This window comes from Pyxidicoccus trucidator, from assembly GCF_010894435.1.
Taxonomy (GTDB): domain Bacteria; phylum Myxococcota; class Myxococcia; order Myxococcales; family Myxococcaceae; genus Myxococcus; species Myxococcus trucidator.
On record NZ_JAAIXZ010000009.1, the window covers coordinates 92,333 to 116,367 of the forward strand.

Genomic DNA, 24,035 nt, shown 5'->3' on the forward strand with positions numbered 1-24,035 from the left:
GCGGGGGGGAAAGCAAGCTGCTGCTACAGACGGATTACAGCTCCGCGCTGGAGCGCGGGTCGATGATTCCGCACTCCTTGATTTTGTACAGCAGCGCCTTGTAGCTGATGCGCAGCTTGGTGGCCGCGCGGCGCTTGTTCCACGCGGTGCGCTGGAGCATGGACAGTATCGCCTCGCGCTCGGCGAGCATCGCCGCCCGCTTGCCGATGTCCTTCAGCGACGGCTCCCCCGCCGGAGCAGGAGGAGGCGGCGGCTGCGGCACGTCGAACGGGTTCAGGTAGCGCGGCGTCGGGAGGACCGAGTTCGCGGGCTCCAGCATGACGGGCGCCGGAGCGGGCGCGGCGGAGGCCACCACCTGGGCAGCAGCACCGCGCGAGGGCATCTCCAGCACCTGCACGGACGAGGACGGCGGCGCACGCACGGGCTCGTCGTGCACGCGGCCATACGTGCCGTCATCGCCACCGTAGGCAGTGGGCAGCGACGGAGCGCTCGCGGGGGTGCGGCCTCCTGCGTTGAGCTCGTCCAGCACCAGCGTCGCGTCCTTCAGCACGCACAGCCGGCGCACCATGTTCTCCAGCTCGCGCACGTTGCCGGGCCAGTCGTAGTCCGCGAAGGCCTGGAGGACCTCGCGCGGCAGCTCCGACACGCCGGTGATGTACTGGCGGCCGTACTTCTTCAGGAAGTGGTCCGTCAGCGGCACCACGTCCTCGCGGCGCTCGCGCAGCGGCGGCAGGCGGATGGCCACCACGTTGAGGCGGTAGTAGAGGTCCTCGCGGAAGTTGCCGAGGGCAATCTCCTTCTCGAGGTCGCGGTTGGTGGCCACCACCACCCGGCTGTCCACGCGCACGCTCTTCTTGCCACCGACGCGGAAGAACTCCTCGTCCTGGAGCACCTGGAGCAGCTTGGCCTGGAGACGGATGGCCATCTCGCCAATCTCGTCCAGGAAGATGGTGCCCTGGTCCGCCAGCTCGAACTTGCCGGGCTTCTCCGCCGTGGCGCCGGTGAAGGCGCCGCGCTCGTGGCCGAACAGCTCGCTCTCCAGCAGCTCCGCGGGGAGCGCCGCGCAGTTGATCTTGATGAAGGGCTTGCCCTTGCGCTGGCTGCGCGCGTGGATTTCCCGGGCGATGACTTCCTTGCCCGTGCCGGACTCACCCAGCAGCAGCACCGGCACGTCCGTGTCGGCGATGCGCTCCACCAGCGCCCGCGCCCGGCGCATGGACGGGGACGTGGAGATGAGCACCCGCGCGTCCTGCGCCGTTTCCACGGCAGGCGACGCCACCCGGGGAGGAATGACCACCGGCGCCACCGTCTGGCGCTCCGGAGCGCGAGTCCCCAGGGCGCGCGCCAGCACGTCCTGCAGCTCGTCGTTGCCGAAGGGCTTGGGCAGGTAGTCGCTGGCGCCCATCTTCATCGCCCGCACCGCGTCGTCGGCGCCCGCCAGCGCGCTGAGCACGATGACGGGGGCGCTGCCTCCCGTCCCCCTGTAGCGGCGAAGCACCTCCAGGCCACTCATCTCCGGCATCACCACGTCCAGCAGCACCGCATCGAAGGAGCCACCCGAGAGCATCTCCAGCGCCTGGGCGCCGCTCGCGGCACAGCGCACCTGGTAGCCCGCGCTGCCGAGCAGCTCTGACAGGAACGTGCGCACCGACTCTTCGTCATCCACCACCAGCACCGCGATCCGATCCATCCCCACGCCTCCGCTCGCCCTGTGCATCGAACCTCCACCCATCCTCACACCGACAGTCGGGTTGGTCCCCCGACCATTCGACGAAATTCTCGCGTCCGTCTCAGCTCCTGGAGTGCCGCCGCCAGCAGCTGCGTGGGCGTGCCCACCGAGTCCGGGAAGCTCACCGCCCCCAGCTCCAGCGCCGTGCGCACCACCCGGCCCTCCACCTGGAAGCGCGCCGATTCGAAGCGGGCGCTCACCCGGGCCATCACCTCCGGAACCGACTCCGCGGGAGTGCCCGGCAGCAGCAGCGCGAACTCGCTGTCGGCCACCCGGGCCACCGCGTCCGCCTCGCGCACCGTCTGCCCCAGCACCACCGCGCTGTACACCAGCAGGCGCTCGGCCATGCCGCGCCCGAACTCCTTGCGGAAGGCGCCGTAGCCGCTCACCTCGGCCGCCACCAGGGAGAACGTCCCGCCGTACCGCTCCGCCCTGCGCACCTCCAGCCCGATGAGCGCCAGCAGGAAGGGTCGGTTGTAGAGCCCCGTCACCGGGTCATGCAGCGCCAGCGCCGTGCCGGACTCCTCGCCCGCCGCCGCCCGCAGCACCGCCGCCTTCAGCTTCAGCTGCGCGTGGAGCTTCATGGCCAGCTCCGCCCCGCTGATCCCGCGCGAGACGATGTCCACGCACTGCCCCTTCTCCAGGCAGTACCGGTACGCCTCCATGTCATGCGGGTCCACGAGGTAGAGCACCGGCACCGTGCCCCGGCTGACCTGCCGCAGCCGCCGCGCCACCTGCACCGCGCCGTAGTCCGGCGGCTGGGCGGCCATCAGCACCGCGTCCGGACGGATGACCTCGAACAGTGGCATCGCCGCGTCGAAGCGCGTCAGCGGCACCACCCGAAAGCCGGCCTCCCCCAGGAGCGTCCGGGTCCGCTCCAGGTCTTCCGCTCGCGGCTCCACCACGAGCACGGTGGGCGGCTGACCGGCCTTGCCCACCCGCTTTCGTCTCACGCCCACCGCGCCACCCTCCCCGCCAGAATTTTCTTCTTCACCGCGCCTCCGGCTCGCACCCTGATTTACAGTCCCGAGCCCTTCACCGACCGCTACAACTCCCTGGATTTACTTGAGATGGGCACTGGACTACCCATCCTGGGCAGCGGTTTTAGCAATGGCTGTGCCACCCTGGGCCTCGCGCAGGCGGGCTTCCAGCTCGGCCGGGTCCACGCGGTGCTTGAAGGCGGGAACGCCGTCGATGACGACCACGGGGATGTCGTAGCGCCAGGCGTCGAAGGCCGCCGCGTCCTCCAGGATGGAGATGATCCGCAGCTCGAAGGGGATGCGAGCTCGCACGGACTCCACGACGCTGGCTGCCTTGTCGCAGAGCGAGCAGTTGGGTTTCGAGTAGATATCGACTCTCATGCGGTGCAGGATGGTCGGTCCATGCGTGGCTTGTCTGGTGACTTTTCGACGATGCCCCTCAAGGACCTCGTCGTCTACCTCGGGAACCGAAGGGTCACCGGTGCGCTGAAGGTGGAGCGGGGGGACGTGCGCAAGCAACTGGAGCTGCGCGACGGCCACGTGGTGACCGCCAGCTCCAACCAGCCGCGCGAGTTCTTCGGTCAATTCCTCATCAACATGGGGCACCTGACGGAGGACCAGCTCGAGAAGGCCTTCGCCACCCAGGCCCAGACGCGCGTCTTCCTCGGGAAGATCCTGGTGATGACGGGCCTGGTGCCCGAGGCCACCGTCCGTAGCACGCTGAGTCATAAGTTCCGGGAGATGCTGCTGGACGCCTTCCACTGGGACGACGGCGGCTTCGCCTTCGACCCCTCTGACTCGGCGCCGGACATCCCCGGCCTGGACGTCAGCGTGGACCTGCTGGACATCCACCGCGAGGGCGAGTTCCGCGAGACGGCCTGGCAGGCCATCCGCGCCGTATTCCCCTCCGGAGGGGTGCGGCTGGCGGTGGACGAGCGCAAGCTGCCCGAGCGCAAGCCCGGCAGCATGGACGAGCGCATCGTCCAGCTCATCAAGGAAGGGCTCACCATCGACGGGCTGGCCCTGGCGCTGCACGCCACGGACTTCTTCCTCTACCAGCGGCTGTACGCCCTCTACCGGCTGGACGCGGTGAAGGTGTCCGAGCTGGAGCCCGAGCCGGAGACGGCCGTGGTGGTGGAGGAGGAAGAGGACGCGGGCGTCATCGGCTCGGAGTCCTCGTCGGACGAGGTGCTCCAGGCGGCGCAGCTCTTCCTGGACGCCGGCAACGTGCGGGACGCCGAGGCCCTGGCGCGCCGCGCGCACGAGATGTCGTCCTCCCCCCGCACCGCCGAGTTGCTGAAGGCGGCGCAGGAGCGGCTGGTGGTGGAGCTGCGCCGGGAGCTGGTGGAGCCGCCCCGCGTGCCCGCGCTGCAGGTGGCGCCCGCGCACCTGAAGACGCTCCAGCTCTCCGCGCCCGAGCGATATCTCCTGTCGCGCATCGACGGCCGGCGCGACGTGGCCGCCATCGTCCACGTGTCCCCGCTCCAGGAGCTGGACGCCCTGAAGTTCTTCCAGGGCTTCGTGGACCGGGGGCTGGTGAAGCTCACGGCCCGCTGAGGGCGGAGAGCCTCCCCCGCGCGTTCAGTGCTTGCCCGCTGCGGACGCCGGGGCCGTCAGCTCCACCGGCGCGGGCACCCGCTCCAGGCCCAGGCGGAGGGCCTCGCGGCCCAGCCAGGTGCCCCGGATGCGCCACTTCGGGTCATTCACGATGACGGCGGCCACGGCCACGCGCGGGTTGTCCTTGGGCGCGAAGCCCACGAACCACGAGTAGTCGCGGAACGGGTTGCGGTCCGCCAGCGTGCCCGTCTTGCCCACGGCGCCGTCCACGCGGAAGTTGCGCTCGCGGAAGATGCCGCGCGCGGTGCCGTGGGTGACAGTCTCCTCCAGCATGGCGGTGAGGTCCTTCGCCGCCTCGGGGGTGAGGACGGGCTCGCCCTCGGGGGGCAGCAGCGGACCGGAGTCCGGCTCCACCAGCACCGGGTCCACCCAGCGGCCATCATTGGCGGCCACGGACGCCACCAGCGCGCCATGCAGCGGGGACAGGTACACGTCGCCGAAGCCCGCGCCGGTGTTGGCCAGGCCGAAGGACTCCTCTGGAATCGACGCGAGCGACACGTCCACGGGGACGGGGAAGGTTATCTCGCGGTTGAAGCGGAAGCGGGCCGCCATGCGGCGCAGCGAGTCCGCGGTGAGGTGCTTGTGCGTCAGCTTGGCGAAGATGACGTTGGCACTCTTGCCCATCGCCAGCGCCAGCGAGTAGCAGGCCCCATCGCGCTCGCTGTCCTCCAGGTGCTTCTCGGACAGCCGCCGCTTGCCGCCGTGGAAGCACTCCTCCATGGACGGGGGGACGCCCGCCTCCAGCAGCGCGCTGCCGGTGACAATCTTGAAGATGCTCGCCGCGGGGAACACCGCGCGCACGGGCAGGCCACGCATCTCCGGCCGCGCCACCGAGTGCTCCGCCATCGCCAGCACCCGCCCCGTGGACGGCTCCAGCACCACGACGGCGCCATAAGGCACCTCGTAGTCGCGCATGATGTTGGTGAGCGAGGCCTGGAGCCCCGGGTCCACCGTGAGCACCTGCTTGCGGCCGTCCTTCCCTTTCACCACCAGCCGGTCGCCCTCCAGCTTCGCCCGGGCCAGCAGGTCCGCGGCACGCGGCAGCGGCTGCAGCTTCGCGATGGGCGGCGCCGACTGCCGCGAGGGCACCGGCACGGGCGGCACCAGCCCCGGTTCTGCTGCGAGCGCGGCGAGCCCGCCATCCGGTGGCGCCCCCCCGAGCACCGCGGCGTTGGCCGTGGCATGGGACTCGGGGCTGCCCGCGTCGACGGAGGCCTCGGCGGTGGCCTGGCCCATGCCTCCGGTGCCGGTGGCCGCGGCGACAGCCAGGCCCGCGCCGCCGGTGCCAGAGTCCACGGCGACAGCCAGGCCCGCGCTTCCGGTGCCGGAGTCCACGGCCACGGCCAGCGTGGCCTCCGGCTGTGGCTCATTGGCCCCGAGCAACAGGGTGAGGGGGAACAGCGCTGCGGCGGACAGGAGACGGCGGCGGATCGTCATTGCTGCGCAGGGGCTCCAGGGGGGCTCCGAGACTCGGTGACGAGCGCCCGGAGATGAGCTGAGCGCGAATCCTACCGGCTGGTGGCGCGCTGTCCACGTACGCTTCCCTGGCTGCTTCCCGCCGACCGCTGGCGTTAGAAACTTGGCGGACGGGTGCGCAACTCCGCTAGGTTCCCCCACACCTTGGACGGACTGAAAGAAACCCTGGTCATCTGGAGCGCCGAGCTGCGCCGGGCCGTGCGCAGTGGGCGCGCGGTGGTGCTGCTCGGCCTCTACAGCATGTTCTCCGCGCTGGTGTTGATGGTGGTGGGCTGGCTCGCGGCCCAGGTACGCGCGGAGGTGAACAAGCAACTGGAGTCCGCCGGCGCGGGCGCGGATGCCTCGGCGCAGGTCGGCGAGGAGATGCGGAAGGGCATGCTGGGCTTCCTCACCAGCAATGACTCCGCGATGATGGAGGCGCTCGCGCAGGTGCCGATGGAGGTGCTGGTGGTCTTCAAGATCACCCTCTTCTTCCTCCCGGCCTACGTCGCGCTGATGGGCTTCGACCAGATCAGCGGCGAGGTGGGCCCGCGCTCCATGCGCTACCTCACCGTGCGCGCGCGCCGCTCGTCGGTGCTGCTGGGCAAGTTCCTGTCGCAGGCGACGCTGCTGCTCGGGCTGGTGCTCATCATCGACCTGGCCATCTTCGTGTACGCCCGCATCGCCAACCCCACCTTCGGCTTCGCGGACGTGGCGCTCAACCTGCTCAAGTTCTGGCTGGCGGCCATCGTCTTCTCGCTGTCCTACGTGTCGCTCACCACGCTGTGCTCCAGCCTCTTCCGCGCCCCGGCGGTGAGCCTCGTCTTCAACTTCATCCTGCTGTTCGTCTTCTGGCTGATGGACACCATCGGCCGGTGGGCCGGAGAGGAGAGCGCGCTGCGCTTCCTGCGTTACCTGTCGCCCTCGTACTACGCGGGGAACCTGCTGCACCCCCGACTGGCCGAGTTCGGCGCCAGCGGAGCCGCATACGCGGGCTTCGCCACCATCTTCCTGCTGGGCGCCTACGCCGTCCTGCGCGCGAGGGACCTGTGAGCGACCTGGCGATTGAGCTGTTCGGAGTCTCCAAGCGCTTCGGCCCCAAGGTGGCCGTCAACGCCGTCAGCTTCGCCGTGCCCCGGGGCTCGGTGTTCGGTCTCATCGGCCCCAACGGCGCCGGGAAGACGACCACCTTCTCCATGATGTGCGGCTACCTCTACCCCACCGACGGCACGCTCAAGGTCATGGACGTGGACCCCGCGCAGCCCGGCGCCCTCAAGGGGAAGCTCGGCGCGCTGCCCCAGGACGCGGTGCTGCCCCCCGGCTGGGAGACGGGCGCGCTGCTCACCTACTGGGCCCGCCTGTCCGCGCTGGCCGACCCGGAGCGCGAGGCCCGCGACGCCCTGGAGCAGGTGGGGCTGATGGAGGCGTGGAACGTCCAGACGCAGGCGCTCAGCCACGGCATGGCCAAGCGCGCCGCCATGGCCCAGGCCCTCATGGGGCGCCCGCCGCTGGTGCTCCTGGACGAGCCCACCGCCGGACTGGATCCGCGCATCGCCGCCCAGGTGCGCCAGGTCATCCGGACCATGAGGGAGCACCAGCAGACGGTGGTCGTCTCCAGCCACAACCTCCAGGAGCTGGAGGAGCTGTGCGACGCCGCCGCCATCCTCGACAAGGGCTCGCTCGCGAAGGCCGGCACCATGTCCGAGCTCACCGGCCAGGGCTCCGAGTTCCGCGTGCAGATTGCCCGGGGCGACGTGCTGATTCCGGAGATTGCCGCCCTGGCCGACGTCACCGACGCGCGCATGGAGAGCGAGTCCGTGCTGCGTGTGCGCATCCGTGGCGGCGTGAAGCCCGAGGAGGTCATCAGCCGCGTGGTGGGGCACCTCCTCCAGCACGGCGTGCTCATCCTCGGCGTCAGCAGGGGCCAGCGCCTGGAAGACCGCGTCCTCCAGCTGCTCTGACGGGCCCGGGCTGGCCGGCCGGGGGGCCGCTCAGCCCGCCTTGCGCACCCACCCCACGTAGCTCTCCCCCCGGCGCTCCAGGCGCAGGAGCGGATTTCCGGTGGCCTCGCACCAGGCCGGGAGGTCTGCTTCCAGGCCCCGGTCCGTGGAGATGAGCTCCACCACCGTGCCCGGCGGAAGCCGCCGCATGGCCTTGGCGATTTCGAGGATGGGCATGGGGCACAGCGCCCCCGAGGTGTCCAGGCGGACCGCTTCGTCCATGATCCTCACTCTGACGGAATTTTTCCAAAAACTCCCATGTTTCCGGGCCCCTGAGGGGCCTGTACCCCCCGCAAAGGGCAGACCGGCTTGCTTGCGTGTCTGGAATTCCCTCTGTTAAGTACCCCGCCCTCTGCCCTCGTAAAAACCCCCACGCTCGGGCCCGGAGTCGGACCTATGGCGAAGGAGCATGACCAACCCATGAAGCCCAATGTCATCGTGGCCCTCATCGTGGGCCTGGTGCTCGGTTTCTTTGGTGGCCGCGTCGTTAGCGGCCCCTCGAAGACCGATGACGCCAAGCCCGCCGCGACCGCGCCCTCCGCACAGGCGCAGAACCGCCGCCCGGTGGACCCCACCGTCTTCAAGGTGCCCATCGACGGCGCGCCGGTGAAGGGCAGCCCCGAGGCGCTCGTCACCCTGGTGGAGTTCTCGGACTACGAGTGCCCCTTCTGCAGCCGCGCGGACGTCACCGTTCGCAAGCTCCAGGAGCAGTACGGCAGCAAGCTCCGCGTGGTCATGAAGCAGAACCCGCTCTCCTTCCACCCCCGCGCGAAGCCCGCCGCCATCGCCGCCATGGCGGCCGGTGAGCAGGGCAAGTACTGGGAGTACCACGAGAAGCTCTTCGCCAATCAGAAGGCGCTCGATGACGCGTCCCTGGAGAAGTACGCGCAGGAGCTGAAGCTGGACATCGCGAAGTGGAAGGCCGACCTGGCCAACCCGAAGTTCCAGGACACCATCCAGAAGGACCAGGCCCAGGCCAGCCAGCTGGGCGCCAGCGGCACCCCGGCCTTCTTCATCAACGGCCGCTTCCTCTCCGGCGCGCAGCCCATCGACAACTTCAAGGCCCTCATCGACGAGGAGCTGGGCAAGGCCGAGGCCCTGGTGAAGGGTGGCGTCTCCGCTTCCCAGGTCTACGCGAAGATCATCGAGAAGGGCACCGAGAAGGCCGCCCCGAAGCAGAACCCCGCGCAGCAGGCCGCCGCCGCCGTCCGCAAGGTGGACGTCCCGTCCGACTCGCCCTCCTTCGGCCCGACCAACGCCAAGGTCACCATCATCGAGTTCTCCGACTTCGAGTGCCCCTTCTGCAGCCGCGTGGGCCCCACGCTGACGCAGATCAAGGAGAACTACGCCAAGGACGTGCGCGTGGTGTTCCGCCACCAGCCGCTGTCCTTCCACAAGAACGCGAAGCTCGCCGCCGAGGCCTCCATGGCCGCGCACGAGCAGGGCAAGTTCTGGGAGTTCCACGACAAGCTCTTCGCCAATCAGAAGGCCCTGGAGCGCGCCTCCCTGGAGCAGTACGCGAAGGAGCTCGGCCTGAATGTCGGCGCCTTCAAGGCCGCCCTCGACAGCGGCAAGTACAAGGCGAAGGTCGAGGCGGACATGGCCGCCGGCAGCGCGGTGGGCGCCAACGGCACCCCCACGTTCTTCATCAACGGCCGTGAGTTCGTCGGCGCCCAGCCCTTCGACAACTTCAAGAAGCTCATCGACGAGGAGATCGCCAAGGCCGACAAGCTCATCGCCAGCGGCACCAAGGCGGAAGAGCTGTACGGCAAGCTGATCGCCCAGAACATCGCCGCCGCTCCCGCCGCTCCCGCGGGTGGCCCCCCGGGTGCCCCGGCCGAGCCGCCGGTGCAGAAGGTGGACGTCGGCAACGCCCCGGTGAAGGGCCCGAAGAACGCCCCCATCACCATCGTCGCCTTCTCTGACTTCGAGTGCCCGTTCTGCAGCCGCGTGCTGCCCACGATGAAGCAGATCGAGGACCAGTACGGCAACAAGGTGAAGGTGGCCTTCAAGAACCAGCCGCTGCCCTTCCACGCCAACGCCAAGCCGGCCGCCGCCGCCGCGCTGGCCGCCAACGAGCAGGGCAAGTTCTGGGAGATGCACGACAAGCTGTTCGCCAACCAGCGTGCCCTGGACCGCGCCTCCCTGGAGAAGTACGCCCAGGAGCTCGGCCTCAACATGGGCAAGTTCAAGGCGGCCCTGGACAGCGGCAAGTACACCGCGCAGATCGAGGCGGACGCCGCCGAGGGCTCGCGCCTGGGCGCCAGCGGCACCCCGACGTTCTTCATCAACGGCCGCACCCTCGTCGGCGCGCAGCCCTTCGAGGCCTTCAAGCGCGTCATCGACGAGGAGCTGAAGAAGGCCGGCGGCGCGGTGGCGGCGGACGCGAAGTAGTCCCCGCTCCAGCCCCCCGGGCTTGAAGCACGAGAGGCCGTCGGACCGTTCAAGGTCCGGCGGCCTCTGTGTTTTTCGGACGTCTACCAGGGCCCGCCGTGACGCGGGCCCCGGCGGGCGTCACCTCAGGACACGGCGATGGCGTCGATCTCCACCTTGGAGCCGCGCGGCAGCGCGGAGACCTGCACGGTGGCGCGGGCAGGGGGCGCGCCGGTGAAGTAGCGGCCGTAGACTTCGTTCACCCGGGCGAAGTCGCCCAGGTCGGTGAGGAAGATGGTGCAGCGCACCACGTGGGAGAAGTCCAGCCCGCCCGCGGTGAGCACGGCCTTCAGGTTCTCCATCACCCGCTCGGCCTGCGCGACGACGTCGCCCTGCACCATCTCCATGGTGGAGGGGTCCAGCGGAATCTGGCCGGAGAGGAAGGTCATCTTCCCCGCGTCCACCTGCACCGCCTGCGAGTAGGGGCCAATGGCCTTGGGGGCCTGGTCTGAGTGGATTGCCTTGCGAGCCATGAGGCGCACCTCGGAAGTAGAGGCGGCCGGAAGGGCCGCCCTGGGTTTCCGGGGCGCTCTAGCACGAAACGGCGGCCGTCAGATTCGCTCGACGGAGTAGACGCCGTTGAGACGCTCGATGGTGCGCATCAGGTCGGTGAGCTGCTTGAGGTCGGAGATGGTGACCTCGAAGGTATTCACCGCCCGGTCATCCCCCGTGGCGCGGCAGTTGGCCTGGGAGATGTTGACGCCCTTCTTCGAGAAGGTGTTGGAGATGTCCGCCAGCAGGCCCGGCCGGTCCGCCGTCAGCACGCGCAGGGTGACGGGGCGCTTGAAGTCCCCGCGTACGTCCCATGTCACGTCCACGCGCCGCTCGGGGTCCGTGGCCAGCGCCTTCTCACAGCCGACCGTGTGCACCGTCACTCCCCGTCCCCGGGTGATGAAGCCGGCGATGGGGTCGCCGGGGACGGGGTTGCAACACCGTCCGAAGCGCACGAGCACGTCGTCCACGCCGCCAATCTGCACGCCGCTGCGGTTGCTGCGGCCCACCAGCCGCTTGGCCAGGTCCGTGACGCGGGACAGGCCGGGCAGCATGGAGCTGCTGACGGAGTTGCCCCCGGGCACGCCGTTGCCGTCGCCGCGCGCCGCGGTCTCCGCCGCGGAGAGCTTCTCCTGCGGCACCAGCCGCTGCACCAACTGCTGCGGCGTCACCTTGCCGTAGCCGATGGCCACCAGCAGGTCGTCCTCGACGCGGAAGCCCAGCTCCTCGGCGACCTTCTTCATCTCCCCGGACTTGAGCAGCCGGTTGAAGTTGAGCTGGAAGCGCTTCAGCTCGCGGTCCGTCAGCTCGCGGCCCAGCTGGAGGCTCTTGTCGCGCTGCTGCTGCTTGATGAAGCCGCGGATGCGCTGCTGCGCGCGGCTCGTCTTGACGAAGGTGAGCCAGTCCTTGGACGGGTGCTGCTGCGGGCTGGTCAGCACTTCCACCGTGTCGCCGTTCTTCAGCTTGTAGCGCAGCGGGACAATCTTCCCGTTCACCTTCGCGCCCACGCACCGGTTGCCCACGTCCGAGTGGATGGCGTACGCGAAGTCCACCGGCGTGGCCCCGCGCGGCAGCGAGCGCACGTCGCCCTTGGGCGTGAAGACGAAGACCTCATCGGTGAAGAGGTCCACCTTCACCGTCTCGAGGAACTCCTTCGGGTCCTTCAAGTCTTGCTGCCACTCCATCAGCTGGCGCAGCCAGGCGAACTTCTCGTCATCCTTGGAGATGACCGCCTTGCCCTCCTTGTACTTCCAGTGGGCGGCGATGCCCTCCTCGGCGATCTTGTGCATCTCCGCGGTGCGGATCTGCACCTCGACGCGCTCGCTCAAGGGGCCAATCACCGTGGTGTGCAGTGACTGGTACATGTTGGGCTTCGGAATCGCGATGAAGTCCTTGAAGCGCCCCGGCACCGGCTTCCACATCTCGTGCACCAGCCCGAGCGCCTCGTAGCAGGCGGGCGCCGCGGGGGCGATGATGCGGAAGGCGATGATGTCGTGGATCTGGTCGAAGTCGATGCCCTGCGCCTTGATCTTCTTGTAGATGCTGTAGACGTGCTTGAAGCGGCCGCTCACCTCGCCCTTCAGCCCGCGCTCCGCCAGCTTCGAGCGGATGAGGTCGCACGTGTCCTCGATGTACTTCTCGCGCTCCTTCTTGCGCTTGTTCAGCTTCTCCTGGAGCGCGAAGAACTCCTGCGGCTTCACGTAGCGGAAGCTCAGGTCCTCCAGCTCCGTCTTGATCCACGAGATGCCGAGCCGGTTCGCGAGCGGCGCGTAGATGTCCAGGGTCTCCTGGGCGATGCGCGCCTGCTTCTCCTCGGACATGTGGTCCAGCGTCCGCATGTTGTGCGTGCGGTCCGCCAGCTTCACGAGGATGACGCGGATGTCCTGCGCCATCGCGATGATCATCTTCCGGAAGTTCTCCGCCTGCTTCTCCTCCTGGGAGAGCGTCGCGGACGCGGAGAACTTGGACAGCTTCGTGACGCCGTCCACCAGCTGGGCGACTTCCGCGCCGAACAGCTCCGTGAGCTCCTCGGCGGTGGCGAGTGTGTCCTCAATGGTGTCGTGGAGGAGGCCGGTGACGATGGATGCCTCGTCGAGCTTCAGCTCTCCGAGGATGCCCGCCACCTCGAGCGGGTGGACGAGGTAGGGCTCGCCAGACTTCCTCAGCTGGCCCTGGTGGACCTTGGCCGAGTAGACGTAAGCCTTCTTGATGATGTCCAGGTCAGGGTCCGGGTGATACGAGGAGACCCGTTGGAGGATGTCGTTCAGGCGAATCATCGAGGGAGCGGTAATCGTAACTTTGACCCCATGGGGGGGCAACGTTGCCCCACACTGAGGTGTTCCAATTCACGTCCGGGGCTGTCCGAGTATCCCACCCGGCGCGTTCGCTTTCGTTGACCCGACGTTTTACGGGCCCCTAGATTCGGCTTCTCCCATGTCACAGCTCCTGCTGTCCGCCCTTGCCGTGGTCTGCCCGAACTGTGACGGGTATAATCCGCCTCGCTCGGCCGCCTGTGTCCTCTGTGGGCAGGCCCTGGGGGAGGCCCCCTCCGCCCGCCCGCCTGCCCTGAAGCCGGCCGGAGGCACACCCCGTCCCGTCGCGCCGCCTCCCGGGCGTCCCGTGCCGGTGTCCACCTTCCCCGGCCCCAAGGGGGAGTCGGGCACTCCCCCCACCACTCCGCTGCCCCCGAGCGCCATCCCCCCGGGGCTGCGCCCCTCGGCGAGGACGCCTCCGCCCACCGCGGCGGCGGGACTGCAGGTGGAGCGGCCGGTTCCCGTGGGGATGCGCGCCACGGCCCCGGCCGGCGGGCCCGCGGCGCCTCCCGTGGCCGCGCGGGTGTCGGGAAGCCCGGCGCCGGTGCCTCCGGGCCCTGCCGTCACCCGGCCTCCGCCCCCGGTTCCGGACAGTGCGATGCCCTCCCGGTCGGGGATTCCCTCCGTGGGGGGGACGCCCCCCGTGGCGGCGCCTGGAGCCGCGCGCCCGGCGCCCCCGGCCGCCTCCCGCTTCGGACTGGCCGTCATCTCCGGCTCCACGCGGGGCCAGCGCTACAAGCTGCCCGTCACCGGCTGCGTCGTCGGCCGCCAGCGCGGCGCCATCCTGTTCCCGGACGACGCGTACGTGTCGCCCCTGCACGCCACCTTCCTGGTGAAGGACGGGGCCCTCTTCGTGCGCGACGAGTCGAGCGCCTCGGGCGTCTTCGTCGCCGTCGCCGGGACGGAGGCCCTCGCTCCCAAGACGCTCTTCAGCGCGGGCCAGCGGCTGTTCCGCTTCACCGGCCGGCTGGAAGTGGCGCCGCCGGTGGCGGGCCGCCCCCACGTCTACGGCGCACCCGTGCCGCTCGGGCAGGCCGTCTATGGCGTGGAGGAGGTCCTCGTGGGTGGCCGCGCGGGCCGCGCGGTGGTGACGGCGGCGCCACTGCTCACCATCGGACAGGCGAACTGTGACTTGAGCTTCCCGGGCGACGAGGGACTGGCCGGACGCCACTGCGAGCTCTCCCCCACTCCGACGGGCGCCCTGCTGAGGGACTTGTCGGGCGGGCTGGGCACGTACATCCGGCTTGCGTCGGGCGTGGAGCGCCCGCTGCGTCCGGGAGACCGCGTCCGCCTGGGCCAGCACGTGCTGCAGGTGGAGAACCTGGGCTGAGCGGCTGTCGCGCGCCGCCTCCCCGAGGCGGCGTGGGCCCGAGGTGACGGCGCCGGGCCGCGCGACGGACTTCATCCGCTGCCCGGCTTCAGGGCGAGAAGCGCGTCCTCTTCAGGGAGTGCCGGGCCGCGCGAGGGCCTCGCCGAGGCGCTGCTTGATGAGGTCGCGGGCCTTGGAGTCGGGCACCTCATTCAGGTGCCGCTCCCACCAGCCGCGGGCCTCGGCCATGTCCGGGTTGGGGCGGTTCCAGTAGGCGTCGCCCAGCTTCAGCGCCAGCTCCGGGTCCCCGCTCACGCCGAACGCATCCAGGTACTTCGTGGTCGCGAGGCCGATATCCAGCCGCTGCAGGGCCTGGTCCCCCTCCCGCGTGAGCTTCCGGGCGCGCTCCACGTTGCGGTCGTTCGAGGAAATCTGCCGCGAGTAGAGCGGCACATAGCCGCCGCTCTGGACGGAGCCCGAGCCGCCGCCGGGCACCGGCGCGTTCTTCGGCACGGAGTACGGCTGCAGGTCCTGCGCCCCGCTGCCGGGGCCCACCGTGAAGTAGTAGGCGAAGAAGCCCACGGCGGCGACCACCAGCAGGATGGTCAGCGACTTGAAGAAGAACGCAACGCCGCTCCCACCGCCCGAGCCCGGGTTGGTGGGCACCAGCGAGTCCGTCTGCTCGATGGCGACGGTGGGCATGTCGTGCGCGTTCGCCGGCAGGGGCGCGAGCACGCCCGGCAGCGCGCGCACCGTGGCCTCCACCGTCACCTCGTTGCTGTCCCAGCCCGGCACGGTGGCGTCCCGGCCTTCGTTCATCGGGCCGCCGGTGGACTTGCGCGGCAGCGGCGCCAGCACCGCGGAGGGCTGCGCGCGGCGGGGCGAGGCCTCGGCGCGGCGGCGCTCCTTCTCCGCGGCCTGCAGCTCCGCCTTGAAGGCCTCGGCGTTGGCCGGGCGGTCATCCGGGCTCTTCGAGAGCGCCCGGAGGATGAGCCGCTCCAGCCCCGGGGAGATGCGCGCATCCGGCCGGCGCCGCGTGGGCGGCGGAGGCTCCTCGGTGAGGTGCTTGGTGGCGAAGCCCACCGCCGAGTCGGACTCGAAGGGCAGCAGGCCCGTCATCAACTGGTAGAGGATGACGCCCACCGCGTACAGGTCCGAGCGGTGGTCCAGCTGCGCGCCCCGGGCCTGCTCCGGGGACATGTACTCGGGGGTGCCGCAGACGAAGCCCGCGCGGGTGAGCGCCGGCCCGTCGTCGGTGGAGTCCGTAATCTTGGCGATGCCGAAGTCCAGCACCTTCACGAAGTCACCTTCGTTGCGGCGCTGCTCCACCATGATGTTCTCGGGCTTGAGGTCCCGGTGGATGACGCCGGCGCCGTGCGCGTCCGACAGCGCGCTCAGCACCTGGCTGACGAGCTTCACCACCCGCGCCTCGCTCAGCGGCCACTCGCGGCTGAGAATCTGGTGCAGGTCCTGCCCCGCCACGTACTCCATGGCGATGAAGAGCGCGCCGTCCTCGGCCTGGCCGAAGTCCAGCACGCTGATGGAGTTGACGTGGTTGAGGCGGCTGGCGGCCTTCGCCTCGCGCTGGAAGCGCGCCACGGTGCGCTCGTCGGACAGCAGCGTGCGACGCAGCACCTTGAGCACCACCACCTTGTCCAGCGCGAGCTGGCGGGCGCGGTACACCTTGCCCATGCCGCCCTCGCCGATGAGGGCTTCCACCCGGTACTTCTGGGCGATGGTCATGCCGACGTACTCGTCGGCGTCGGCCGCGCGCACGATCGTCGCCCCGCATGCGGGACAGAAACGGGAGGATTCTTGGGCGTCAGCGCCGCAGGAGGGGCAGAACAAGTCAGCGTTCCACAGTCGGGTGGGGTCCGGACTTCATCACGTCGCTCGGGTGAGGGGCAAGCCGCGCACAAGGCGAGCAACCAGGCTCGGCCCCTGGTAGAACGCGGAGATCGCCATGGACGCCGTGGAATATTGCCCCCGCTGTGATACCGAGAATGCCCGGGACGCCACCGTCTGCCGGGCCTGTGGCTCGCCCCTGCGCTCCGGGACGATGGTGATGGCCGTCGCCAGCATCACCTCGCGCCCGCAGGTCTCCATCCGGGTGGTGCGCGCGGACGGAGGCCCCGAGTCCGTCGTCCGGATGCAGCGCGACACCCTCACCTGCGGCCAGCAGGGAGAAATCGCGCTGCCGGACGACCCCTTCATCATGCCCGTCCAGCTGCGCTTCTTCTTCTCCGGAGCCCGGCTGGCCGTGGAGGACGTGGGCGGCGCCAACGGCGTCTTCGTCCGCCTGCGCCAGGAGCGCGAGGTGTCCCCCGGCGGAGAGCTCCGCCTGGGACGTCAGCGCCTCGTGCTGGAGCCCATCCCCGCCGCGGCCACCGGCCCGGGCGGCACCCAGGTGTGGGGCTCGCCGGATCCCGGCTACCGCCTGCGCCTGGTGCAACTGTTGGAGGGTGGACTGAGGGGCGGGGCCTACCCCCTGCGCGAGGGAGACAACCTGCTGGGCCGCGAGCAGGGCGACCTCACCTTCCCCACGGATGGCTTCGTGTCCGGCCGTCACGCCGTTCTGCAGGTGCGTCAGGACCGGCTCCAGGTCCGCGACGTGGGCTCGTCCAACGGCACCTTCATCCGCCTGGCGGGCCCCACCTTCGTGGACAACGGGGACCACTTCCTCATCGGCCGCCAGCTGCTGCGCGTCGAAATCCAGGCGCCCGCGGCCTGAGGGGCGCCTGGCAGCCCGCGCCTGTCAGCTCGCGCCTGTCAGCTCAGGAGTCCGTGAGGGCCGCACGGGAGCTTCCCCGCGCGGCCCCTGGCGCCCCGGCGCTCAGCCGTAGGACTTCTCCTTCTTCTCCTGCTCCTCCTTGCAGCGGATGCAGAGGGTCGTCACCGGACGCGCCTCCAGCCGCTTGGGGGAGATGTCCTCCTCGCACCGCTCGCAGATGCCGAACGTCCCATCTTCGATGCGGGCGAGCGCCTTCTCGATCTTCTGCAGCAGGAACTTCTCCCGATCGCGCAGGCGGAACACCATCGACTGCGCATACTCGGAAGAGGCCAGGTCGATCTCGTCGGGGAGGTCGTCCGTGTCGAAGTTGGACTCCTCCACCAGGGTCTTCTTGGCGCTCTCGAGCAGGCTCGTCTTGCTGTCCTCGAGCATCTTCTTGTAACGCTTGAGATCTTTCTGGTTCACAGCCTTCGCTCCAGTCCAGCGAGGGTTTGGGGCCCTGTCCCCCAAAAAAAGGGCCCGAAAGCTTTATTCATGTAACCTTCGGTGTCAAGCTGACCTGGGTATACACTGTGGGTGTAGGGAGGGGTTCTTGTCCGAGAACACGAAGTTCGATCGGGAGTTCTTGCGCTCGGCCCTCTCGCTGGCGGGCAAGAGCGAAGTGGATCACTTCCTCTACATCTGTGACACACCCATTCCTTCCGAAGAGTTCCGGGGCCGGCCTGCTCGCAAGAAGCTCGTGTACGCGGTGACGATGCCGAAGCTGGCACAGGAACACCTCGCCAAGAAGGTACGCGCTCTTGTCATCCCCGCCTACGATTACTCGCGCACGGAGCGCGTGAAGGTGGCGCTCGTGTCCGCGCTGTCCCAGGGAGCGTTCAAGGAAGGCGACCTGGTGCTCTGCATGACGGGAAAGGTGGGCCGGGCGCCGGACACGCTGATGCAGATGCGCATCGGAGGCTCGCTGGACGACCGGCTGGCCATTGAAGGCGTGAAGCTGGGCGAGGAGTTCAACTCCCAGGTGGTGGACGCGCTCATCCAGCTCGCGCTGCAGATTGGCCAGGAGGGCTTCGAGGGCCACCCCATCGGCACCATCATCACCATCGGTGACCACACCACGGTGCTGGAGAAGAGCCGGCAGATGACCATCAACCCGTTCCAGGGCATCTCCGAGTCGGAGCGGAACGTGCTGGACCCGAAGATTCGGGAGGCCATCAAGAACTTCTCCGTGCTGGACGGGGCCTTCGTCATCCGCGAGGACGGCGTGGTGCTGGCCGCGGGCCGCTACCTCTCCGCCACGGACGACGCGGTGAAGATTCCGCTCGGCCTGGGCGCCCGTCACGCGGCCGCCGCCGGGATTACCTCCACCACGCAGTGCATCGCGCTGGTGGTGAGCCAGACGTCGGGCGCGGTGCGCCTCTTCAAGGGCGGCAACATCGTCCTGGAGCTGCACCAGACGGCGCGCCGCACCTGAAGCTTCAGCGCTCCTGCTCCTTCAGCTCCTCGCGGTAGATGTCCGCCAGGGCATGCGCGCGCTCCACCTCGTCGCGCGCGGCGTCCACCACCAGGGCCTGCTCGAAGCGGGCCACGCGCTCGCGCATGGCCTCGGTGACGATGCCGCCCACGGTGATACGGGCGGAGGCGCTCTCCCGCTCGCGGCGCAGCTCCAGCACCCGGTCTCCCAGCTCCGCCGCGGCCTCCAGCAGCAGCTTCCCGTCCGCGTCCGCGCGCTCCAGCGAGTCCCGCGTGGAGGCGAGCAGCGACTCCGCCTGCTCGCTGTCCTTGCGCAGCACGGCCATGGCCCGGGTGTCGCCGCGGCCTTCCGCGGTGGTGTGGCGCGAGGCGATGTCCTCCAGCCGGCGCGTGTACCGCTCCACGGCGCGGGTGAGGTCTCCCTTGAGGGCCAGCAGCGTGGCCGCGGACTTGCGGACCTGGGCCCCCTGGCGCTCCAGGTTCTCGATGAGCTGGTCCAGCGCGGCGAGCGGGTCCGCCGGCCGGGAGGGCTCCTTCTTCTTGCGATTCCACAGGCCGAAGAACATGGCGTGGCCGCAAGCCTAGCCGAACGGCCGGCACAACAGCCGTACCCGTTCCAGGGCCTCGCGCACCGGAAGCCCACCGGCGGACAGGGCGGACAGGTAGCGCGCCGGGGTGAGTCCGTACACGGACAGCAGGTGCTGCAACAGCACCACGCTCTCCGAGGCCCGCCGGTCCGCCGGGGCCAGCGAGGCCGCCTCCACCAGCGCGGCGAGGATGTCCACCACCCGGTTCACCACGTCCGGGCCCGGCGCCTCGCGGCTGGCCGGCGCGGAGGGCTCCTCCGGGAAGAGCGCGTCGAACGACGCGTCCACCGCCACCTGCGTCGGCGTGCCCCGCCCGGCCGCCACTGCCTCCAGCGCTTCCAGGTGGGGGGCCAGTTGCTCCAGGGCGTCCCCCGTGGCGGGCACGTCCCGGGGCAGCAGCGTGCGCCAGGGGGTGTCGAACTCGGTGCGCGCCCACAGAATCTCCTCGTCGGAGAGGTGGTGGTAGAAGGCGCGGCCTCCGGCGGCGCGCTGCTCCTTCACCAGCATGCGCAGGTCGGGGTTCTCCTCGCCCAGGGAGATGAAGCTCAGGGCGATGTCCAGCGCCCCCATGGGCGCGCGGGTGCGGCGGATGAGCTCCAGGTCCACCCGGTCCTCGCCGTCGGTGATGATGACCACGGTGGCGCGGGCGAGGTACGGGTCCCTCCCCTGCGCGGCGCGGATGGAGTCGAAGGCGGACATCAGCGCGAGGGTGATGTCCGTCTGCCCCTCGGCGGGTGACTCCCGGAAGAGCTTCTCAATCTGCCGGGTGGCCTCGACGGCGGTGTCCACGCGGGCCAGCTCGGTGGGCACGTCGTTGAAGAAGCTGAAGTAGAGCGGGTCGAACTGCTCGCCCCGGCGCGCCTTGACGCGCAGGTTGTTCAGCTCGGCGATGACGATGGCGTCACGGAAGCGGGCGCGGCCGCCGTGCATGGAGCCCGAGGCGTCACACACGTAGACGCGCACCGCGGTGCGCTTCACCTTCCGGGGGCGCGGCGGCGGCTCCTCCTCCAGGTACGTGCGCACCAGCTGGCGGCTGGAGGCCAGGTCCCGCAGCAGCATGCGCGGGTCGGTCAGCACGAAGTTGTGGACCTCGTGCAGGCTGCCCGTCGTCTCGTAGGTCATCGTCTGGGTGGGGTACGGCACGCGCCGGGGCACGGGCCGCGTGGCGCGGGTGTCCGCCAGGACGATTTCCTCGGACAGCGCGTCCTCCACGTCGAAGTACCGCGCACAGCCGGCCGCCAGCTCGAAGGTGGAGAGCTGCTCGGGCTTGAGGGAGAAGGCCAGGTCCGCCAGCAGCTCATCCGGCTTGGGCGGCGCGGCCTCGGGCTTCCCTTCCTCCTGCACCTCTCCGAACCAGTGCGCCAGCGAGTCCTGCTCCGCGCCCTCCAGCAGGGACGACAGGCGCGGCCGCGCGGGCAGCAGGGGCTCCAGGGCCGTGCGCGCGGCGTCCGCCAGCTGCTTGTCTCCTGCCTCCAGCGCCCGCTCGTACAGGGCACGCAGCGAGCGGTAGGCCACCTGGGGCTCGCGCCGCGCCGCATGCCTCACGTGCCGCACCAGCTCCTCCAACGAGCGCACCGCTGGCACCGAGCGCACGCGCTCGCGGGCCTCCACCACCTGCCGGCGCAGCGCGAGGCCCCGCTCCCGGTCATGGTCCGCGCCCAGGCGCAGCAGCAGCTCGTGCGCCAGGTCCAGGTCCCTGCGCTTCTGCACCACGTCCGCCACGTTCTCCCGGGCCCGCTCGGCGAAGTACTCGGCCGCGGCCATGCGGGCGCTGGTGGGCGGGCGGTCCTTCCGCGTCACGTCCGGCCGCACGTAGATTTCGAAGTCCGCGTCCGCGTCCACGTCGGCGGCGGGAGGCCGGGCGAACAGCTCCGCCACCTTCACCGCCCGCGCCAGCTGCACGAAGGCCCGCTCCAGCAGGGTGAGCGCTCCCGGCGGAGGCTCGCCCGCCCGCCATGCGCGCTCCACGCGCAGCACGCACTCCTCCACCTCCTCCAGCGCCTGCTGGGCCCGCGTCTGGAGCCCCTGGGCCAGTGTGCCCGCCCTTCCCTTGCGCACGCCCAGCTCGCGCAGCAGCTGCGCGTCCGCCGCGGTGTGGACGCCCACCCGGTCCAGCTCGCGGTCCAGCGCCGTGAGCACCGGCAGGGCCAGGTCCTCCGGGCCCCGGGCACGGCGGCCCAGCGACCACCCCCGCCAGCCGCCAGGGGTTGGCGCGGGCTGGTGCAGGGCGTCCAGGCGCCGTCGCAGTTCCGTGAGCCGCCGGGCCAGCACGCTCAGCGTCCCCTCTCCGCCCCGCCCGGGAAGGCGGGCTCACGCCAGGGGCCCGGGAGTGGCCGCCTCATGACGCCGACCGCCGCTCCAGCACCTGCCGGCTGAAGCGCCCGAAGTCGTCGTCGATGCCCCGGAGCTGGCCCTCCAGCCGGCGCGCGCTCTCGCCCAGGTCTCCGGGCATGGAACCCAGCAGGGACAGCACGCCCCGCAGGCGCACCAGCTCCCCTTCCTTCAGCGCCAGCAGCGGGAAGCGGCTGCGCACCAGCCGGTCCACCGTGCGCTCCGCCTCCGCCCGCTCCGAGATGGAGTCCGGCGCCGGCAGGGACGTGAGCAGCTGCGTCAGCCAGCTGCGCAGGTACTTCACCCGCGAGTGGAGGAAGGCCAGCTCCGCCTGCGCCACCGCCGAGCGGACGTTCTCCGACAGGAAGCCCGGCCCGGAGCCGTTGCGTGCGACGGAGAGCTGTCCGTCCAGCCCGAGCAGCGCGGCCAGCTCGCCATCCGGCGCCCGGGCGGAGAACTCGCCACGGTAGAAGACGTACGCGTCGCCATTGATGACGGCGGTGGCCTGGAGCGGAGGGCTGGCCACCTCACGCGTGAGGAGTCGGGCGTGCTCCTTCAGCCGGGCCTCGAGGATGTCGCGGCACTCGCCCATGACTCCCTCCACGGACAGGCCCTCACGCCGCAGGTTCTCCGCCACCGACTGCACCGCGCGGCCGTACTGCTCGATTCGCTCGAAGGGCGTGGTGCCCAGCACGTCGCGCGCGTAGGCCAGGCCCAGCGGCAGCAGCAGCTCCTGCTTGAGCCCCTGCTGCGACGGGTCCAGCACGGCCAGGGAGTGCTCCAGCTGCGTGAGGCGCCGCGAGTCGGCGGAGAGCGCATCCAGCGGCTCCCTCCGGGCCCGCCCCGTGGAGCCCTGGAAGGCCAGCGTCGCGCGGCGCCGGAGGGCGGACACCACGCGCCGCCGCACGGCGACCTCGGCCACGCGCAGGCGCTCCAGCGCCGCCGGCGCGCCCTCGGACAGCTGTCCGGCCAGCTCCGTCGTCTGGGACAGCTCCTCCTCCAGGTTGTCGGCCAGCCCCACCAGCCCTTCCAGCTTGAGCCCGTCCTCGAAGTCCACGCTCTCCGCGGACAGGGCAATCATCTCCAGCGCCCCCTCCAGGAAGCGCGCGGTGGCCTCGCACAGCGGCGCGAAGTTGCCACGCAGCTCGGGGAGGGTGCGGCACAGCTCCAGGGCGTCCCGGAAGGACGTCAGGAGCGCCAGCCCGCCCCGGCCCTCGCCCTGCCCCGCCATGCCGCGCGCCAGCCGCTGCTCCAGCGCCGCCACCAGCGCCCTCGCCGCCACCAGCAGGGGCGCCCGGTTCTGCGCGTGGCGCGGCCCTGGCACCAGCTTGGCCAGCAGGCCCTTCGCGGTGGTGGAGACCAGGGCCGGCTGCCAGTTGCGCCCCAGCGCCTCGGCCGCCGTCACCTCTTCACTGGAGTTGAGCGCCGCGGCCTCGCGCTCCACCCCGCCGCCCAGCTCCTGCCGCACCTTGGCCAGGGCCTCGTCGAAGGCCCGCTGCTCCAGCCGGACGATTTCGAGCTGCGCCCGCTCGCGGGGGTCCACCACCGACTTGAGCAGCGCCTCCGTCTCCGCCGCGGGCGGGCCGCCCAGCAGGAAGAACCAGCGCAGCGAGTCCAGGTCCTCCACCGTCGCCTCCAGCGGCCGGTCCGGTCGCCGGTAGAGCTGATCTCTCACCACCGCCGCCTTCAGCGCCCACAGCGCCTTCACCGCCGAGCGCTGGGAGAAGTACTTCGTGGGCACGTAGTCCGGCAGCTTGGACACCTGCGCCGCCAGCGCCCGCTCCAGCGCGTCCGCCAGCAACTCCACGCCCTCCAGCACGTCGCTGGGCACCTTCACTTTCGTCACCGCGTCCTGGAGCAGGTCCACCTGCTGGAGCGTGAGCTGGGCGCGCAAATCCGGCCGCGCCCCGGTGGAGTAACGCTGGAGCATGGCCGCCCGGCTCTCCCGCCGGGCGAAGGACTTGGGCACGAAGCAGATGAAGCTCAGCCGGTCCGCGAAGGCCAGCAGCAGCTCCGGCGAGCGTGCCAGCACCTCGGAGAGGTACCGGTTGCTCGTCATGATGACGCACTCGGTGCGCCCCGCCGTCACCCGCTTGCCGTGCTTCAGCTCGCGCTCGTACAGCACGTTGAGGATGGAGCGCAGCAGCATGTCCCGGCCGTCGAACACCTCGTCCAGGAAGGCATGCTCGGAGCCCAGCATGCCCTCGTCGGTGAGGTACTCCGTGCGCCCCGTCTCCGTGAGCACCTTGAAGTCCACCGGGCCGATGAGGTCCGTCTGCACGGTGGACTCGGTGAACTGCTTGGAGAACAGCGACGGCAGGCCCGTGCGCTCGTCGATGATGCGCCCCAGCACCGCGCTGGCGATGGCGCTCTTCGCCGTGCCCGGAGGCCCCACCACCAGCACGTGCTCCCGGCCCAGCAGGGCCAGCTCCAGCTGGGTGAAGAGCGTCTCTCGCTCCAGGTAGGCGTCCCGGAGCTCGCCGAAGAAGTGCCGGAAGGCCCGGGCGGCCTGGAGGTAGGGGGGCTGCTGAGGAGCGTGCACGGACGACCCAGGGGTAGCGGGGATGGCACCCATGCTATCCGCCG

The 24,035-nt window shown here is 70.4% G+C and carries 19 protein-coding genes; 7 read left to right on the plus strand and 12 right to left on the minus strand.

What is annotated here, in order from left to right:
* Positions 1 to 34 precede the first annotated feature (34 nt).
* From G4D85_RS24870 to G4D85_RS24880, 3 genes are all read right to left on the minus strand, one after another.
* Complete coding sequence (locus G4D85_RS24870) at positions 35 to 1,690, minus strand: sigma-54-dependent transcriptional regulator (protein ID WP_164016285.1); 1,656 nt, start codon at positions 1,688 to 1,690, stop codon at positions 35 to 37.
* Between the two features lie 44 nt (positions 1,691 to 1,734).
* Positions 1,735 to 2,688, minus strand: coding sequence for a GGDEF domain-containing protein (locus G4D85_RS24875; protein WP_240359480.1), 954 nt, complete (start codon positions 2,686 to 2,688; stop codon positions 1,735 to 1,737).
* Between the two features lie 123 nt (positions 2,689 to 2,811).
* Complete coding sequence (locus G4D85_RS24880) at positions 2,812 to 3,090, minus strand: glutaredoxin family protein (RefSeq protein WP_164016287.1); 279 nt, start codon at positions 3,088 to 3,090, stop codon at positions 2,812 to 2,814.
* A 21-nt stretch (positions 3,091 to 3,111) separates the two neighbouring features.
* On the opposite strand from G4D85_RS24880, the gene G4D85_RS24885 reads away from it, so the two are divergent.
* Positions 3,112 to 4,266, plus strand: coding sequence for a DUF4388 domain-containing protein (locus G4D85_RS24885; RefSeq protein WP_164016289.1), 1,155 nt, complete (start codon positions 3,112 to 3,114; stop codon positions 4,264 to 4,266).
* 24 nt (positions 4,267 to 4,290) lie between these two features.
* On the opposite strand, the gene G4D85_RS24890 is transcribed toward G4D85_RS24885, so the two are convergent.
* Positions 4,291 to 5,763 carry a penicillin-binding transpeptidase domain-containing protein gene (locus G4D85_RS24890; RefSeq protein WP_164016291.1) on the minus strand — a complete coding sequence of 491 codons (1,473 nt, stop codon included), beginning with the start codon at positions 5,761 to 5,763 and terminating at the stop codon, positions 4,291 to 4,293.
* A 183-nt stretch (positions 5,764 to 5,946) separates the two neighbouring features.
* On the opposite strand from G4D85_RS24890, the gene G4D85_RS24895 reads away from it, so the two are divergent.
* Together G4D85_RS24895 and G4D85_RS24900 are read left to right on the plus strand one after the other, a co-directional pair.
* Complete coding sequence (locus G4D85_RS24895; protein WP_240359481.1) at positions 5,947 to 6,834, plus strand: ABC transporter permease; 888 nt, start codon at positions 5,947 to 5,949, stop codon at positions 6,832 to 6,834.
* Positions 6,831 to 7,742: an ABC transporter ATP-binding protein gene (locus G4D85_RS24900; RefSeq protein WP_164016295.1), complete on the plus strand. Its 912-nt coding sequence runs from the start codon at positions 6,831 to 6,833 to the stop codon at positions 7,740 to 7,742. Before G4D85_RS24895 ends, G4D85_RS24900 begins: the two co-directional genes overlap by 4 nt.
* Before the next feature lie 30 nt (positions 7,743 to 7,772).
* Here the strand turns inward: G4D85_RS24900 and G4D85_RS24905 are convergent, their stop codons facing one another.
* Complete coding sequence (locus G4D85_RS24905) at positions 7,773 to 8,003, minus strand: sulfurtransferase TusA family protein (RefSeq protein ID WP_164016297.1); 231 nt, start codon at positions 8,001 to 8,003, stop codon at positions 7,773 to 7,775.
* Between the two features lie 198 nt (positions 8,004 to 8,201).
* Between G4D85_RS24905 and G4D85_RS24910 the strand changes: the two genes are divergently transcribed.
* The gene (locus tag G4D85_RS24910; protein WP_164016299.1) at positions 8,202 to 10,175 is read left to right on the plus strand and encodes a DsbA family protein; all 1,974 of its coding nucleotides are present in this window, start codon (positions 8,202 to 8,204) and stop codon (positions 10,173 to 10,175) included.
* A gap of 125 nt (positions 10,176 to 10,300) precedes the next feature.
* Here G4D85_RS24910 and G4D85_RS24915 read toward each other — a convergent pair whose 3' ends face one another.
* Both G4D85_RS24915 and G4D85_RS24920 read right to left on the minus strand, forming a co-directional pair.
* Positions 10,301 to 10,696, minus strand: coding sequence for a RidA family protein (locus G4D85_RS24915; protein ID WP_240359482.1), 396 nt, complete (start codon positions 10,694 to 10,696; stop codon positions 10,301 to 10,303).
* Between the two features lie 69 nt (positions 10,697 to 10,765).
* Positions 10,766 to 12,982 carry a RelA/SpoT family protein gene (locus G4D85_RS24920; protein WP_164016301.1) on the minus strand — a complete coding sequence of 739 codons (2,217 nt, stop codon included), beginning with the start codon at positions 12,980 to 12,982 and terminating at the stop codon, positions 10,766 to 10,768.
* A gap of 157 nt (positions 12,983 to 13,139) precedes the next feature.
* On the opposite strand from G4D85_RS24920, the gene G4D85_RS24925 reads away from it, so the two are divergent.
* Positions 13,140 to 14,348, plus strand: coding sequence for an FHA domain-containing protein (locus tag G4D85_RS24925; protein WP_164016303.1), 1,209 nt, complete (start codon positions 13,140 to 13,142; stop codon positions 14,346 to 14,348).
* Positions 14,349 to 14,459: 111 nt separating this feature from the next.
* Here the strand turns inward: G4D85_RS24925 and G4D85_RS24930 are convergent, their stop codons facing one another.
* Positions 14,460 to 16,175 carry a serine/threonine-protein kinase gene (locus G4D85_RS24930; RefSeq protein ID WP_164016304.1) on the minus strand — a complete coding sequence of 572 codons (1,716 nt, stop codon included), beginning with the start codon at positions 16,173 to 16,175 and terminating at the stop codon, positions 14,460 to 14,462.
* Positions 16,176 to 16,290: 115 nt separating this feature from the next.
* Here G4D85_RS24930 and G4D85_RS24935 point away from each other — a divergent pair, with 115 nt between their 5' ends.
* Complete coding sequence (locus G4D85_RS24935; protein ID WP_164016306.1) at positions 16,291 to 17,058, plus strand: FHA domain-containing protein; 768 nt, start codon at positions 16,291 to 16,293, stop codon at positions 17,056 to 17,058.
* Between the two features lie 102 nt (positions 17,059 to 17,160).
* Here G4D85_RS24935 and G4D85_RS24940 read toward each other — a convergent pair whose 3' ends face one another.
* The gene (locus tag G4D85_RS24940) at positions 17,161 to 17,523 is read right to left on the minus strand and encodes a TraR/DksA family transcriptional regulator (protein ID WP_163999307.1); all 363 of its coding nucleotides are present in this window, start codon (positions 17,521 to 17,523) and stop codon (positions 17,161 to 17,163) included.
* Positions 17,524 to 17,650: 127 nt separating this feature from the next.
* On the opposite strand from G4D85_RS24940, the gene G4D85_RS24945 reads away from it, so the two are divergent.
* Entirely contained in the window at positions 17,651 to 18,532 is an 882-nt protein-coding gene (locus G4D85_RS24945) for a DNA integrity scanning protein DisA nucleotide-binding domain protein (RefSeq protein ID WP_164016308.1), read from the plus strand.
* Positions 18,533 to 18,536: 4 nt separating this feature from the next.
* On the opposite strand, the gene G4D85_RS24950 is transcribed toward G4D85_RS24945, so the two are convergent.
* The 3 genes from G4D85_RS24950 to G4D85_RS24960 form a co-directional block, all read right to left on the minus strand.
* Complete coding sequence (locus G4D85_RS24950; RefSeq protein ID WP_164016310.1) at positions 18,537 to 19,097, minus strand: PspA/IM30 family protein; 561 nt, start codon at positions 19,095 to 19,097, stop codon at positions 18,537 to 18,539.
* Positions 19,098 to 19,112: 15 nt separating this feature from the next.
* Complete coding sequence (locus tag G4D85_RS24955) at positions 19,113 to 21,389, minus strand: vWA domain-containing protein (RefSeq protein ID WP_164016312.1); 2,277 nt, start codon at positions 21,387 to 21,389, stop codon at positions 19,113 to 19,115.
* A 67-nt stretch (positions 21,390 to 21,456) separates the two neighbouring features.
* Positions 21,457 to 24,024, minus strand: coding sequence for an AAA family ATPase (locus G4D85_RS24960; RefSeq protein ID WP_164016314.1), 2,568 nt, complete (start codon positions 24,022 to 24,024; stop codon positions 21,457 to 21,459).
* Between the last annotated feature and the right edge of the window lie 11 nt (positions 24,025 to 24,035).